Below are 15647 nucleotides of genomic sequence, written 5' to 3' on the forward strand. Positions count from 1 at the left end.
GCTCGCCCAAGTCCGGGTCGTTCTATAGAATCGGAAGTTGCTGACGCTGCGCCAAACCGACTCGGTCAGTCTTAGGATGTGAATATGAAAAGCCGCCGCATCCATCTGATGGGAGCTTCAGGCTCCGGCGTGACGACGCTCGGTCGTGCGCTCGCCGGCCGGCTTGCGCTGCCGCATCACGACAGCGATGATTATTTCTGGCTCCCGACCGCGCCGCCCTACCAGACGACACGCCCTGCCGCCGAACGTTTGCGGCTGATGCGCGAGATGTTCTTGCCGCGGCTCGATTGGGTGCTGAGCGGAACCGTCACCGGTTGGGGCGACGAGCTCGTCCCATTCTTCGATCTCGTCGTCTTTGTGACGACGCCGCGCGAGCTTCGCTTGCAGCGCCTGCATGACCGCGAGGCTACGCATTTCGGAGCGGATGCCGTCGCACAGGGCGGCTGGCGTCATGAGGAGGTGGAGTCGTTCGTCGATTGGGCCTCGCACTACGAAGCCGGCGATCGCGACGGTCGAGTCTCGCAAAAGATGAAGCGTGGCTCGCGAAGCTGCCCTGCCCGGTCGTGCGCGTCGACGGCTCACGCCCGCTTGCGGACCTCGTCGAGCAGCTATGCAGCGAAGCGCAGCGGCTGCCGGGTTGATGTGCTATTGTCGCTAGGCCACTGCCAAATAATAAAATAGGGGGAGAAACCATGCTCAATCGACGCAGCGTTCTGCTTGCCTCTCTTGCCGCCGGAGTATCCATGACCAGCAAAGCCCACGCCCGCGCGGCGCAGCCCGCGACGCCGGTCAATTTCGACGTCCCGGCGCATGCCTGCGACTGTCACACCCACATCCATGGCGATGTCGAAAAATTTCCGTTTTTCGCGGGGCGTGTCTACACGCCGGAGCCGGCTTCGCCGGAAGAAATGGCCGCGTTGCACAAGGCGCTGCATATCGAGCGCGTGGTGATCGTGACGCCGAGCGTCTACGGCACCGACAACTCGTCGACGCTGTTCGGCATGAAAGCGCGTGGCGCGGCCGCGCGCGGGGTGGCCGTGATCGACGACAAAACGACCGAGGCCCAGCTTGACACGATGCATGCAGACGGCTTTCGCGGTGTCCGCCTCAATCTTGCGACCGGCGGCGTCAACGACCCCAATGTCGGCCGGCCGCGTTTCACCGCCGCAGTCGAGCGCATGAAGGCGCGCGGCTGGCACGTGCAACTTTACACCACGCTTCCCATGATCTCGGCGATCAAGGACCTCGTCGAGACGGCGCCAGTCCCCGTTGTATTCGACCATTTCGGCGGCCTCGAGGCCTCGCTTGGGCTGGAGCAGCCGGGATTTTCCGACCTGGTCGCGCTGGTGAAATCCGGCAAGGCCTATGTCAAGATTTCCGGCGCCTACCGCTCCTCGAAGCTCGCGCCCGACTATCAGGACATGGTGCCCTATGCCCGCGCACTGATCGCAGCGAATGCGGACCGCGTCGTCTGGGGTACGGACTGGCCGCACCCGGATTCGAGCCGTGTCGAGGGACGCAAAGCCACCGACATCGCGCCGCTCTACCAGATCGACGACGGCCGCCTGCTCAACCAGCTTCCGGTATGGGCGCCGGATGCGGATGTGCGCAAGAAGATCCTGGTCGACAACCCGGCGCAACTCTACGGGTTCTGAGTCGCGCCAAGCGCAATTCGGTTCAACGACCGCGACACGGTTCCACAGTGAGGCGTGGAACTGTTGTCGCGAAGGCACAAACTCGTTGGACTCACACGAACGTGTTTGTGCTCTCGCTCGTTTCTCACCCTTCTGGTTGAGGCGGCGATTCATTTTCGGGGCTACGCACACGCACAGATTTCATTTGTTCGTGCGGGTGCATGCCTTTATCGCATTATCTTGCCGCGCTTTTTTCCGGCATTGGAATTGGTTTCACCGTCGCCGCCCCTATCGGACCGATGGGCATGCTGTGCATTCAGCGCACATTGGCATCAGGAATGGCCACGGGCCTCGCAACCGGCTTCGGCGCGGCGACCGTGCATCTCACTTACAGCGCCCTCGCGGTTTTGGGCCTGGGCTCGCTTGCACAGCCCTGGGTCGAGGCCAATGCCGCCAGCTTCGGCATCGTCTCGGCGCTCACGCTGCTGTGGTTCGCGATCCGAACCCATCGCGGCTCGGTCGCGCTCCAGACGACCGACGACATCGACAACGTACGTCTGGCGCGCGCCTATCTCAGCGCCATCGCGCTTGGGTTCACCAATCCGCTGACCGTCATCCTGTTTCTGGCTGCGCTGCACGCCTTTTCAATGCAAGCCGCGGCAGCCCCGCTGATCGCCGGCGTCTTCGTCGGTTCCGCGATCTGGTGGACCGTGCTCAGCACGATCGTGGCAACGGCGCGGTCACGGCTGACGCCGCGCATGCTGTCGATGAGCAGTCGGTTGGCCAGCCTGATGCTGCTGGGCCTCGGCACCATGATGCTGGTGCGGATCGCGCAGCGAATGCTGTGATCGGCGGCGTCAGCGTGCGCGGCGGGAGAAGAAGGAGATCAGCACCGGCAGCGTCACCAGGATCACGATCGGGGCGAGCATCATGCCTGTTACCACGACCACCGCGAGCGGCTTCTGCACCTGCGAGCCGATTCCTTCCGACAGCGCGGCCGGCAACAGACCGATGCCGGCGACGACGCAGGTCATCAGCACCGGCCGAAGCTGCAATTCGCCGGTGCGGATCACCGCACTCATGCGGTCCATGCCCTCTTCGATCAGCTGGTTGAATTGCGACAGGATGATGATGCCGTCCATCACGGCGATACCGAACAGCGCGATGAAGCCGATCGCCGCCGAGACACTGAAGGCGGTGCCGGTGATCAAGAGACCGAGCACGCCGCCGAAGATCGCCATCGGGATCACGCTCATGGCGAGCAGCGTGTCGGTCATCGAGCCGAAATTGAACCAGAGCAGGACGCCGATCAGCGCGAGCGAGATCGGCACCACGATCGACAATCGCCGGATCGCATCCTGGAGATTGCCGAATTCGCCGACCCAATCCATGTGCGCGCCGGGCGGCAGCTGCACCTGATCGGCGATCTTCTGCTGCGCCTCGCGAATCGCACTGCCGAGGTCGCGTTCACGCACCGAGAACTTGATCGGCAGATAGCGTTCCTGCTGCTCGCGATAAATGTAGGCCGCACCCGAGACGAGGCTGATGGTGGCGACCTCGCTCAGGGGGATCTGCGTGACGGTGCCGTTCGGTCCGGGCGCGCCGATCCGCAAATTCTGGATCGCTTCGGCGCTCCTGCGGAATTCCGGCGCGAGGCGAACGATGATCGGGAAGTGGCGGTCGCTTCCGGCCTCGTAGATGTCGCCTGCGGTGTCGCCACCGATCGCGACCTTGATGGTGGCGTTGATGTCGCCCGGCGCGAGGCCGTAACGCGCGGCCTTGGCGCGGTTGATGTCGATCTGGATGGTCGGCTGCCCGAGTGAGGTGAACACCGCAAGATCGGTGACGCCCTGCACGGTTGCCAGCACCGACTTGATCTTGTTGGCGGTGTCGGTCAGCGCCTGGAGGTCGCTGCCGAACAGCTTGATCGAGTTCTCGCCCTTCACGCCGGAGACGGCTTCGGAGACGTTGTCCTGGAGATATTGCGAGAAGTTGAACTCGACGCCGGGGAAGCGATCGTCGAGCTGCTTGAGCAGCTGCGCGGTCAGCTCTTCCTTGTCGCGGGTGCCGGGCCATTGGCTCGCGGGCTTGAGCGGCGCGAAGAACTCGGCGTTGAAGAAGCCGGCCGCGTCGGTGCCGTCATCGGGGCGGCCGTGCTGCGACACCACGGATTCAACTTCAGGCCGTGCGCGGATCACCTTGCGCATCTCGTTGACGTAGGAGTTGCCCTCCTGGAGCGAGATGGTCGGCGGCAGCGTGGCGCGGATCCAGAGATTGCCCTCCTCCAGCTTCGGCAGGAATTCGAGGCCAAGCAACCGGCTGAGCGCAACCGTCATCAGCACGAGGCCGAACGCGCCACCGAGCATGACGCCGCGGTTGGCGACCGCCCAATGCAGCACCGGCATGTAGATCCGATGCAGGATCAGCATCACCCTGGTCTCGGTCTCCCTGACATGCGCGGGCAGGATGATCGCGGACAGCGCCGGGGTGACGGTGAAGGTCGCAAGCAGTCCGCCGGCCAGCGCGTAGGCATAGGTGCGCGCCATCGGCCCGAAGATGTTGCCCTCGACGCCGGAGAGCGTGAACAGCGGCAGGAAGGCCGCGATGATGATCGCCGCGGCAAAGAAGATCGAACGTGAGACATCGGCCGCCGCGCTGAGGATGGCGTGGCTTTTCATGCCGAACAGCGTCTCGGACGACATCTGCTCGGATTCCGACATCGGCGTGGTCTGCGTCAGGCGCCGGAAGATCGCCTCCACCATGATGACGGTGGCATCGACGATCAGGCCGAAATCGATCGCGCCGACCGACAGCAGGTTCGCCGATTCCCCGCGCAGCACCAGGATGATCACCGCGAAGAACAGCGCGAACGGAATGGTGGCGCCGACGATCAGCGCACTGCGGAGATCGCCGAGAAAGATCCACTGCAGCAGCACGATCAAGAGAATGCCGACCACCATGTTGTGTAGCACGGTGTGGGTGGTGAGTTCGATCAGGTCGCCGCGGTCGTAGATGCGTTCGATGCGCACGCCGGGCGGCAGGATGCTGGACTCGTTAATGGTTTGAACGAGCTGGTGGACGCGCTTGATGGTTGGCGAGCTCTGCTCGCCACGGCGCATCAGGACGATGCCCTGCACGATGTCGTCGGCCTCGTCGAGGCCGGCAATGCCGAGACGTGGCTTCTGGCCGACGGTGACAGTGGCGACGTCCTTGACCAGCACCGGATTGCCGTTGGTCTGCGAGACCATGGTGTTGGCGAGGTCGTCGATCGAGCGGATCAGGCCGACGCCGCGCACCACGGCCGATTGCTGACCGATATTGACGGTGTTGCCGCCGACATTGACGTTGGAATTGCCGACCGCCTGGAGCAATTGCGGCAGCGTTAGGCCGTTGGCGACCAGCTTGTTGAAGTCGACCTGGAGCTCGTAGGTCTTGCTCTTGCCACCCCAGCCGGTGACGTCGATCACGCCGGGCACGGCACGGAAGCGCCGCTGGAGGATCCAGTCCTGGATCGTCTTGAGGTCGAGCACGCTGTAGTTCGGCGGACCGACGAGACGGTAGCGGAAGATTTCGCCAATCGGGCTGAGCGGCGAGATCTGCGGCTGCACGTTGCCGGGCAGCGGCGCGAGCTGCGCCAGGCGGTTCAAGACCTGCTGCAACGCCTCGTCATAGGTGTAGGCGAAGGAGAACTGCAGTTTGACGTCGGAGAGGCCGTAGAGCGAGATGGTGCGAATGGTCGTCACGTTCTTCAGACCTGCAACCTGGGTCTCGATCGGGATCGTGATGTAGCGCTCGATCTCCTCTGCCGACAGGCCCGGGCTCTGCGTCACGATGTCGACCATCGGCGGGGTCGGATCGGGATAAGCCTCGATGTTGAGCTGGTTGAACGCGATCAGGCCGCCGATGAGCACGGCGACGAACATCCCGACCATCAGGAAGCGCCGGTTGACGGCAAGGGCGACGAGGCGATCCATTCAGGTCTTCAGCTTGTCTTTTTCCCGGCCCGTCGATCAGCTGCCGGACGCCGCGCGATCGATGAACAGGCTGCCTTTGGTGACCACCTGCTCGCCGGGCTTCAGATTGCTGGTGACCTCGACGAGGTTGCCATTGATGAGACCGATCTTGATCTCGCGCAGCTCGACCGACTTGTCCTCGCGTGCGACCCAGAGGCGGACCTTGTCGGCTTCGTAGATCAAGGCCTGCTTCGGTACCGCCGGCGCGGCGCGGTCGCCGGACGAATAGATCGTGACGTTGGCGAACATCTCCGGCTTCAGCAGACCGTCCTTGTTGTCGATGGTGGCGCGGACCAGCAGGCGGCGGGTGTTCGGATCGATCGCGGCGGCGACGTAGTTGACCTTGGCGGTCAAGGGGCGGCCCGGGAGCGCCATCACGTTGACGGTGATGTCCTGCCCGATGCACACGGCAGCCGCATCGCTCTCGCGCACGAAGGCGGTGAGCCAAACCGTGGAGAGGTCGCCGACGACGAAGACCGGATCGCTCGCGCCCGAATTGACGTACTGGCCGGGGCCGATCTTACGCTGCACCACCGTGCCCGCAATCGGCGAATAGATCGTGACTTCCGGATTGATGACGCCCTTGTCCTGGAACGCCTTGATGGTCTCGTCGGTGAAGCCGAGGATACGCAGCTTGTTGCGCGCGGCTTCCAGTGCCGTCGCCGATGAGCGCATGTCGTTCTGCGCCTGAACCTGAGTCGCTTCCGCCTGCTGATAGTCCTTCAGGGGGATGGCATGGCCCTCGTAGAGGTCCTTGGCGCGCTTGAACTGGATGTCGGCAAGATCGATCGCCGACTTCGCCTTGTTCTGCGAGCTCATCGCCGCAATGAAATCGTTCTGGGCCTGCACGGTGTCGGCGGCCTCGATCGTGAACAGCGGTTGACCTTGCTTCAGCACCTCGCCGGGCTTGGCGAGCAGCTTGGTCACGCGGCCCGCATAGGGCGAAAACACCGGCGTCGAACGGTCCTCGTCGACTGCGACCTTGCCCTCGGTGACATACTCGGCGCGGAAGGTCTTGGCCTTGACCGGCTCGATCGTCAGCGTCGCCCATTCCGACGGCGTCGGCGTGAAGTTCTGCGCATTCCTGCGCGACTGGCTGGAGATCTCGGAGTGGTTCTTCTCCTTCGCTCCCGCATGGAGGAAGCCGTAAGCCCCGGCACCGGCAAGAGCTAGTAAAACTACGGATGTAATCACCCGTTGTTTTGTAAGCACCTGCAATCGCTTGGTATTTTCAACTACCATGGGGCCCGGTCATGTCTGCGATGATAGCGGCGGATGCCGGCGTCATCGGTCGCGCTAATAGTGCCGAATTGTGATTTCAAACAACCTAAAAAACGCCGGGCGCCTTTCGGTTTGCGTTAAAAATTTGCGACACGTCAGCTTCACGTCAGCTTGTCACCGGCCACTCTGCCGGATGACTGCCGAGCGGCATCGCCGGACGGCTCCATTGCGCCGGCGTCTTCGACAGCAGCGCTGAATGGCGCACCGCCTTCAACGTGCCGAAGCCAGATGGCATGCTCTCGATGAATGCAGCGTGTACGGCCTCGCCCGTAATATCCGGGGTATTCAGGCCATTTTCGAGCCGTCCGAGATTCCACAGCCAGCGCCCGGTCTGCGCCAACGACACGCGGACGTGCCAGCTGCCGCCTTCGCGGGCCTGGCGGACCTTGGCCATCATCGCGCCGAACGCCATCAGATAGCCGGTGGCGTGGTCGAGCATCTGTGCCGGTAATTCCTTCGGTCCATCGATGCCAGCAGCCTGTCCCTCGGCATGGTTGAAGCCGGTCGTGGTCTGCACCAGCGAATCGAAGCCGCGCCGTTCCGCCCATGGACCGGCATGGCCATAGGCCGACAGCGTCACGTAGACGATGCCGGGATTGATTTTCGCGGCGTCCTCCGGCGTGAAGCCGAGAGCGGCGAGCGCGCGCGGCCGATAGCCTTGCGAGAAGATGTCGGCGTCCTTCAACAGCGCGCGCATCTGCGCTCTGCCCGCCTCGCTCTTCAGCTCGATGAAGGTGGTGAGCTTGCCCCGGCCGGTGTCGATGGTCAGCCACGGAATGGCCGGCAGTTCGGGGCCTGACACGAGCAGCACATCCGCGCCGTGCACGGCGAGCGTGCGGCCGGCAACGGGGCCCGCGATAACGCGAGAGAGATCGAGCACGCGCAGGCCTGCGAGCGGGCGATCGCCTTTTGGCAATCGTTGCGGCCATGGCTTCGGCGGGGCCTCGCCGATCTTCTCGATCGAGACCAGCGGCAATTCGGCGAGCGCGCGGGCCTGCGGCAGCGCCGACCATTCGTCGTAGGAGCGCATCAGGGCAACGACGCCGCCCGCGGCATAGGCCGCAGTCTCGAAATCCTCGCCCTTCCATTGCATCAATGCGGCCTGCACCTTCTCGCGCTCGGGCTCGCAGCCGAGCACCTTGCAGACGGCGTCGCGATGATGCGGGAAATTGGTGTGGCAGCGGACGAAGCGGTTGTCGCCGGTTCTGTAGACGCCGGCGATGGCGTCCCAGGCGGGCGGCGGCGGCTTGTCGTCGACGCGCAAATAGCGCTCGGAGCGGCATTCGGCGACGGCATGGCGCAGCTCGACGCTGACGTCCTGCGCCTCGCCGCTGCGCAATCTCCAGATTTCGGCGGCGGCAAGACCGGCGGCGGCGATCGTCGTCTGGCCGGCAATTGCGACGCGAAACGAGGACGGGATTTGCGGCTCCTCGCCCGTCAGCCGCACGCGCGCGAGCGCGGCGGCATCACCGCCGGCGGAGGTCCAGATGCCACTGAGAATTTCGGTGGGGCTTTGCATGACCCTTCTCTCCCTTTAGTTTGCAATCATCGCATTAGCACACAAGGACAGGCAATGGCCGCCATCGATCCCCTCACCGCAGGCGCCGTGTTCATCGCAACGGCGGCCACCGACGCGGTCTATGTCATGTTCACCTCGGCCGTGATTGCGCGCAAGCGCGTGCCCGCGGCGAACTGGAGCGCGGTCTGGTACATGCTCTCCTCCTATGCAGTGATCAGCTACACCGAAAACGCGTTCTATGTGGCTTTCGCGGCGATCGGCTCCTGGGCCGGCGCCTACGTCTCACTGACATTCCTGCACCGCCCGCCCGGCGGCCCGCCGGTGGGGGCGGCACCGGAGTGAGGGCCGCTGTTTCCACACGGTCATTGCGAGCGAAGCGAAGCAATCCAGAGTCTTTCCGCGGTGGCAGTCTGGATTGCTTCGTCGCAAGAGCTCCTCGCAATGACGATGTGGAGGCTTTTGGGCGTCTCTCGAAACAGCTACACTCGCTGCGACCAACAAAAAGGAAAACCAAACAATGGATCTCGGTCTCAAAGGCAAGAACGCCGTCGTGCTTGGCGGCACGCGCGGCATCGGACGGGCGATTGCGGCGACGCTGGCCGGCGAAGGCAGCAATGTCGCGGTGTGTGCACGCAACGCCGATCAGGTTGCCGCCACCGTTACGGAGTTGAAGGCCAGCGGGATCCGCGCGACCGGCGGCCCGGTCGACGTCACCGACGGCGCGGCACTGAAATCCTGGATCGAGAATGCTGCAAAGGAGCTTGGCGGCATCGACATGCTGTTCTCCAACGCGGGCGCGATGGCACAGGGCCATGATGCCGCATCGTGGGAGCAGAATTTTCGGCTCGACCTGCTCGGCGCCGTCCACGCGTTCGATGCCGCGCGGCCGTTCCTCGAGGCCAGCGGTGCGAGCAGCGGCGACGCCGCCTTCGTCATCATCTCCTCGATTTCAGCGGCGCAAGCGGACACGGCGAGCTCCTACGGCCCGATCAAGGCGGCATTGATCCACATGGCCAAGGGGCTGGCACGGCAGTACGCGAAGAAGAAGATCCGCGTCAACGTGGTCTCGCCTGGCACGGTCTATTTCAAGGGTGGCGTCTGGGAGATGATCGAGCAGAACATGCCTGAGCGCTACAATGATGCGATGAAGCGCAACCCTACCGGCCGCATGGCCACGCCACAGGAGATCGCGAGCGCAGCGGTGTTTCTGGCGAGCCCGGTGTCGGGGTTCACCACGGGCTCCAATCTGGTGGTGGACGGCGCGATCTCGAACCGGGTGAATTTTTAGAATATGCTCGTCATTGCGAGCGCAGCGAAGCAATCCAGTATCTCTCCGCAGCGACAGTCTGGATTGCTTCGCTACGCTCGCAATGACGGTGCGAGAGGGGCGCGTCCCACAACCTCAATGAAAATCCCGCGACGGCGGCAGGATGCGGACGTTGCGGGGGTGGCGAAGTTTTTGCGCGGGCGCATCCGCATGCGCCCGGGGATCGTCGTTGAGCGGTTCGACCACGGTGGCGCCTGCCGGCACCGGACGCTTGCGGCCGAGGGCGTTGTTGGCGAGGCCGACCAGATCGTGCGAACGGTCGATCATCCGCTGGGCGATCAGATGCGTCACCTTTTCGGGGCTGCTCTGGATGTAGCCTTCGACCAGGATGAGGCGCGCGCCCATCACCTCTTTCCGGTACTGCTCCATGATCTTCGGCCACACCACGACATTGGCGATGCCGGTTTCGTCCTCCAGTGTCATGAACACGACGCCGCTGGCGCTGCCCGGCCGCTGCCGTACCAGCACGACGCCAGCACAGCGGACGCGGCGCCGCTCGTTCTCATGATTGATGTCCCTGCAGGCGACGATGCGTTCGCGCGTAAACATCTCGCGCAAAAATTCCATCGGATGCCCCTTCAGCGATAACCGAATGGTCTGATAGTCCGCGACCACCTGTTCGGCCCGCGGCATCACCGGCAACGGCCTGGCGTGCTCGTCCGGCTGCTCGCGTGCGGTGGCCACCTCGAACAGGGGCAGCGGCACATCGTCGGGCAGGCGCCGCACCTGCCACAGCGCCTCGCGGCGGTCGAGTCCGAGCGAACGGAAGGCGTCGGCATCGGCGAGCAGGATCAGCGCGCGCTTGGGCAGGCCGGTGTCGCGTGCGAAGTCTTCCAGCGAGGTGAAGGGCCGGCGATTGCGGGCGGCGACGATGCGGTCGGCCCAGTCGGGCGCTCTCTCCACATACTCATTCCGAGGCGCGCCTCTTTTCAGCCTTTCCTCATCCTCATCGAGCCAATGAAAACCGTCGATCTGGCGGAAGCCCAGGCGCACGGCGCAATATTTGCCACTTCCTTCTTCCAGCGTGTTCTGCGCAAAGCTGTAGGACACATCGATATCGCGCACCTCGACGCCGTTCTTGCGGGCGTCGCTGACGATCTGCGCCGGGGCGTAAAAGCCCATCGGCTGCGAGTTCAGGAGGCCACAGCAGAATGCATCAGGATGATAATGCTTCAGCCATGAGGAGATATAGACAAGCTGCGCGAAGCTTGCGGCATGGCTCTCCGGAAAGCCGTAACTGCCAAAACCCTTGATCTGTTCGAAACAGTTTCTGGCAAAATCAGGCGCATAGCCGCGTGCGATCATGTTGCCGATCATCTTGTCTTCGAACTTGCCGATGGTGCCGACATTGCGGAACGTTGCCATCGCACGGCGCAGGCCGTTGGCCTCCTCGGCCGTGAACTTCGCGGCCTCGATCGCGATCCGCATCGCCTGCTCCTGGAACAAGGGCACGCCGAGCGTCTTGTGCAGCACTCTGTAAAGCTCGTCCTTGTCGCCATGCTCCGGTGACGGCGATGGATAGTTCACTTTTTCCAAGCCGTTCCGCCGCCGCAAATAGGGATGCACCATGTCGCCCTGGATCGGCCCCGGCCGCACGATCGCGACCTCGATCACGAGATCGTAGAAGGTCCGTGGCCTCAGCCGGGGCAACATGTTCATCTGCGCGCGGCTCTCGACCTGGAACACGCCGAGCGACTCCCCGTCGCACAGCATGTCGTAGACTTTGGAATCATCCTGCGGGACGCTCGCCAGCATCCAGCGTTCGCCCTTGTGCTGCTCGATCAGATCAAAGCACTTGCGGATGCAGGTCAGCATGCCCAGCGCGAGCACGTCGACCTTCATCATGCTGAGCGCATCGACATCGTCTTTGTCCCATTCGATGAAGGTGCGATCGTCCATCGCGGCATTGCCGATCGGCACATAGGTGTCGAGCCGGTCCTGCGTGAGCACATAGCCGCCGACATGCTGGGACAGATGACGGGGGAATTCGATCAGCTCGGTCGCGAGCTCGACCGCGAGGTTGATCATGGAATTTTGCGGATCGAGGCCGGCCTGCCTGACCTGCATGTCGTTGAGGCCCTTGCCCCAGCTGCCCCAGACGGTGTCGGCGAGTGCGGCGGTGACGTCCTCGGTCAGGCCCAGCGCCTTGCCGACATCGCGGATGGCGCTGCGCGGGCGATAATGAATGACGGTGGCGATGATCGCGGCGCGATGGCGGCCGTAACGCCGATAGACATATTGCATCACCTCCTCGCGCCGCGAATGCTCGAAATCGACGTCGATGTCGGGCGGCTCCAGCCGTTCCTTGGAGATGAAGCGCTCGAACAGCAGATCGACCTTGGTGGGGTCGACCGAGGTGATGCCGAGCACGTAGCAGACCGCCGAATTCGCCGCCGATCCCCGCCCCTGGCACAAAATGTTCTGGCTGCGCGCGTAATGCACGATGTCGTGCACCGTGAGAAAGTAATGCGCGTATTTCAGCTCGGCGATCAGTGCGAGTTCTTTCTTCAGGGTGGCGCGCAGCTTGTCGTCGATCTTGCCGCCAAAATATTTGTCGACACCGGCCCAGGTCAGATCCTCCAGATGCCCCTGCGCGGTCTTCCCCGGTGGCACCGGCTCATCCGGATACTGGTATTTTAGCTGGTCGAGCGAGAAGGTGATCTTGTCCGCAAAGCGCATGGTCTCCGCGATAGCCTCAGGGAAATCGCGGAACAGCCGCGCCATCTCCCTGGGCGCCTTCAGAAACCGCTCGGCATTGGCTTCCAGCTTCCGGCCGACCGCCTCGATCGTGGTCTTTTCCCGGATGCAGGTCAGCACGTCCTGGAGGGGACGGCGCGCGGGATGGTGATAGAGCACCTCGTTGGTCGCAAGCAGCGGCACTTTTGCTTTTGCGGCGAGATCATCGAGCTGCGCGAGGCGGCGGCGGTCGTCGCCGCGATAGATTAGGCTCGCCGCCAGCCACACGCCCTTGGCACGACTTGCTTTCAGCTTGGCGAGGATGTCCTGCGTCTGCGCCGCATCGAAGCGATGCGGCAGCGTCAGGATCAGGAGCTGGCCTTCGGAAAACGCAAGGAGATCGGCGAAGGTGAGATGGCATTCGCCCTTCGCGATCCGCGTGATGTCGTCGCCGCGCTTGCCCCGGGTAAGAAGCTGGCACAGCCGGCCATAGGCGGCGCGGTCACGCGGATAGACCAGAATATCGGGCGTACCATCGATGAAGACGATGCGGGTGCCGATCAGAAGCTTCGGCTTGTGCAGCACCTCGTCATTGTCGAGCTCCTTGTAGGCGCGCACCACACCGGCGAGCGTGTTGTGATCGGCGATGCCGATCACGGGAATGCCGAGCTTGCTGGCCTGGTGCACATAGGCGCGCGGATCCGAGCCGCCGCGCAGGAAGGAGAAATTCGTGGTGATGCCGATCTCGGCATAAGCGGGCGTGTTCATGCGAAGAGACCGTGCACATACCAACCGGGAAGAGCGGGCTTGCCGTCGCCGTCGAAGCACTCCCCCTCGTAAAGACCGTCGCGAAAGATCCAGAAGCGCAGGCCCTCGGCATCCTCGATGCGGAAATAATCCCGTGTCAGTTGCTTGCCGTCCTGCCGCCACCATTCCATGGCGATGCGCTCGGGGCCCTCCACCCGCACCACCGCATGCTGCGCGCGGCGCCAGGTGAATTGATGCGGCGGCCCGTCGGGCACGGTCGCAAACGGCACATTGATCGGCTCAGGCTTGTCGAACAGCCGCAACGGACGCAGTGGCGGCTCAGTCTCGGTGCGCGCGGGCCATTCGGCCTGCATCGCCACGGCGAGATGATGCTGCGCCGGCGCCGCCAGCACCGCACATTCAGGGATATGGGTATCCTCAGGCAGATGCACGACGACGCGCTTTCCGCCGATGCGTGCGGCGATGCGGTCGATCAGCGCGGCAAGCTCGTCATTGTCGTGGACATGGGCGTCGAGATCGCGCTGCTCCTGCACCACGATTTCGGTGCGGCTTGCCGACAGCCGCACCATGTCGAAGCCGAAGCCGGGATCGAGGGGATCGGCGAGCGCATCGAGGCGCTCGCGGAACAGCCGGTCGATGACTTTGCTTTGCGTCACCGGCCGCCCGGTCTCGACCATGATCGCGCGCACCGCGCCGTCGGTACGGAAGAAGGTAGCCTCTAATCGTCGCGCGCCCTTGCCCTGCTTCTCCATCGACGCGATCAACGTGTCCGCCAGGCGCGACAGCGTCATCGCGATCATGGTGTCGGTAGCGATCGGCTCGGCAAAGCGTTTCTCCACGATGTAATCGGGCAGCGGCTTTCGTGGATTGATCGGTGCATCGCCCTGCCCCAGCGCATGGGCGAGCAACGTGGAGAACCGTGCACCGAACCGCGCCGTGATTTCGCTCGGCGTGCGCGAGGCCACATCGCCGATGGTCTTCAGGCCGGCGCGTCGCAGGCCGGTGCTGATAGCCTCACCCGCGCCAAGCGCGGACACCGGAAACCGGCTGATTGCCGCCGCCTCCCCGCCATCGGCAACGATGGTCCCTGAAGATTGCCGCGTCAGCGTGCGCGCGCAGACCGAGGTGCCGGCGATCGCCGCGCTGACGGCAAAGCCCTGGCGGTCGAGGGCACGGACAAGGGTTTGCAACAGCGCAGCCTCGCCGCCGAACAGATGCGCGCAGCCGGTGATGTCGAGGAACAGCCCGTGCGGCGGATCGAGCGCCACCAGCGGCGTGAAACGATCGCACCAATCGGCGATGTCGCTGATCGTCTTGGCATCGGCCACGGCATCGGCGTCGAACACCTTTAGATCCGGACACATCGCCCGGGCATTGGCCAGAGGCTGGCCGATATACAGACCGAGGCGCTCGGCCGCCTCGTCCAGCGCATGGATCACCAGCGCGTTGCTATCCTTGGCAACGACGATGCTGGGCGCATTATTTTCATGCAGTCCGACGTTGCCGAAGAACCGCTGGATCCGATCGATGGGCAGGCGCGGCAGCCACAGGCTGAGGATACGCCGACGATTCAGAGAACTGGCACTCATCACATTTCCATTCCATGATCCACCGGCCGCACGGGCCATGACGATTGCGCAGGAGCTCGGCATCGAATCGCGGCGCGCCCCAAGCGCTCCACATCGCGCCCGGCGGCGAATGCGCCGCGCGCAGCATCCATCTGGTCTCGGCGGTCGAGGGTAAAGGTTGCGCGGCCATCCGCAGCAACAGGCCGGTGACACCGGAAGATTGCGCAGCCAATGTCAGCTTGCGGCTCGCCACCAGATCGAACTGCCTGGTCTCGCCCCAGAGCTCGAGCACGACGGCGCCCAGCGCGTCGCAGGCGAGTGCATCAGCCGACGTGCGCAGCGCGCTCTCCACGTCGGCGGCGCGCACCATCACCATGCGGCGCGGATCGAGACCGATCTCGGCGAGCCCGCTCATCGACAGCGCACCGGTTTCAATGTCTGAAAAATCCTGCCGCACCCACAGCAGCGGCTTGCGCGCCGTCACCCGCCCCGCAAGTCCGGTGACAAAGCCCGTCGCGGCTGCGCCCTGACGTCCTTCGCAAAACACCTCGTGGATTGCCGCGCGCGCGAGCCCGCCCTTCAGCGCGTTGTCGGCCTCGCTATGGCCAAGCGCGACACGGTCGCGATGATGCACGACCTCCGCCGTCTCGATGCGCTCGATCTGGCCACGCAAGGCTGCAAGCGCGCTTATTCGTGCGCCGCTCATACGCCGCTCCTCAAGGGTGATTGCCGATGGCTCTCAAAAAGAGAACCAGCGGCTAGCTCATTTGTTCATGATATGTTCTAATATAAAGCTAACGACGCCCCGGGAGTCAATCGAATTGGCGGGCCTTGGGATTCATGAGCTGAATCAAAGGGATT

At 63.9% G+C, this 15647-nt stretch carries 10 protein-coding genes and 1 pseudogene; 5 read left to right on the plus strand and 6 right to left on the minus strand.

The window, feature by feature from the left end; translation table 11 throughout:
* Window positions 1–84: 84 nt before the first annotated feature.
* From AC0L3J_RS08545 to AC0L3J_RS08555, 3 genes and pseudogenes are all read left to right on the plus strand, one after another.
* Window positions 85–641: pseudogene (locus AC0L3J_RS08545) on the plus strand (P-loop NTPase family protein).
* 51 nt (window positions 642–692) lie between these two features.
* Window positions 693–1655, plus strand: a complete 963-nt coding sequence (locus AC0L3J_RS08550; RefSeq protein ID WP_456765202.1) for an amidohydrolase family protein — start codon at window positions 693–695, stop codon at window positions 1653–1655.
* A gap of 200 nt (window positions 1656–1855) precedes the next feature.
* Window positions 1856–2482, plus strand: a complete 627-nt coding sequence (locus AC0L3J_RS08555; protein WP_456765203.1) for a LysE family translocator — start codon at window positions 1856–1858, stop codon at window positions 2480–2482.
* A 9-nt stretch (window positions 2483–2491) separates the two neighbouring features.
* On the opposite strand, the gene AC0L3J_RS08560 is transcribed toward AC0L3J_RS08555, so the two are convergent.
* The 3 genes from AC0L3J_RS08560 to AC0L3J_RS08570 form a co-directional block, all read right to left on the minus strand.
* Window positions 2492–5608 carry an efflux RND transporter permease subunit gene (locus AC0L3J_RS08560; RefSeq protein ID WP_456765204.1) on the minus strand — a complete coding sequence of 1039 codons (3117 nt, stop codon included), beginning with the start codon at window positions 5606–5608 and terminating at the stop codon, window positions 2492–2494.
* Between the two features lie 36 nt (window positions 5609–5644).
* Window positions 5645–6889, minus strand: coding sequence for an efflux RND transporter periplasmic adaptor subunit (locus AC0L3J_RS08565; RefSeq protein ID WP_247467430.1), 1245 nt, complete (start codon window positions 6887–6889; stop codon window positions 5645–5647).
* A 145-nt stretch (window positions 6890–7034) separates the two neighbouring features.
* The gene (locus AC0L3J_RS08570) at window positions 7035–8447 is read right to left on the minus strand and encodes a CoA transferase (protein ID WP_456765205.1); all 1413 of its coding nucleotides are present in this window, start codon (window positions 8445–8447) and stop codon (window positions 7035–7037) included.
* Window positions 8448–8501: 54 nt separating this feature from the next.
* Here AC0L3J_RS08570 and AC0L3J_RS08575 point away from each other — a divergent pair, with 54 nt between their 5' ends.
* A complete protein-coding gene (locus tag AC0L3J_RS08575; RefSeq protein ID WP_007593600.1) occupies window positions 8502–8789 on the plus strand; it encodes a hypothetical protein in 288 nt (95 codons plus the stop codon).
* A gap of 175 nt (window positions 8790–8964) precedes the next feature.
* A complete protein-coding gene (locus AC0L3J_RS08580; RefSeq protein ID WP_456765206.1) occupies window positions 8965–9735 on the plus strand; it encodes an SDR family NAD(P)-dependent oxidoreductase in 771 nt (256 codons plus the stop codon).
* 114 nt (window positions 9736–9849) lie between these two features.
* Here AC0L3J_RS08580 and AC0L3J_RS08585 read toward each other — a convergent pair whose 3' ends face one another.
* From AC0L3J_RS08585 to AC0L3J_RS08595, 3 genes are read right to left on the minus strand one after another with little or no spacing between them, the layout of a single operon-like run.
* Window positions 9850–13218 (minus strand): error-prone DNA polymerase, encoded by a 3369-nt coding sequence (locus AC0L3J_RS08585; RefSeq protein ID WP_456765207.1) that lies wholly within the window; start codon window positions 13216–13218, stop codon window positions 9850–9852.
* Window positions 13215–14807: a Y-family DNA polymerase gene (locus AC0L3J_RS08590; protein ID WP_456765208.1), complete on the minus strand. Its 1593-nt coding sequence runs from the start codon at window positions 14805–14807 to the stop codon at window positions 13215–13217. Before AC0L3J_RS08590 ends, AC0L3J_RS08585 begins: the two co-directional genes overlap by 4 nt.
* Entirely contained in the window at window positions 14704–15492 is a 789-nt protein-coding gene (locus tag AC0L3J_RS08595; RefSeq protein WP_456765209.1) for an ImuA family protein, read from the minus strand. The genes AC0L3J_RS08590 and AC0L3J_RS08595 overlap by 104 nt, the downstream gene beginning before the upstream one ends.
* Window positions 15493–15647: the final 155 nt, after the last annotated feature.

It is taken from the genome of Bradyrhizobium sp. Kon37, from assembly GCF_055807535.1.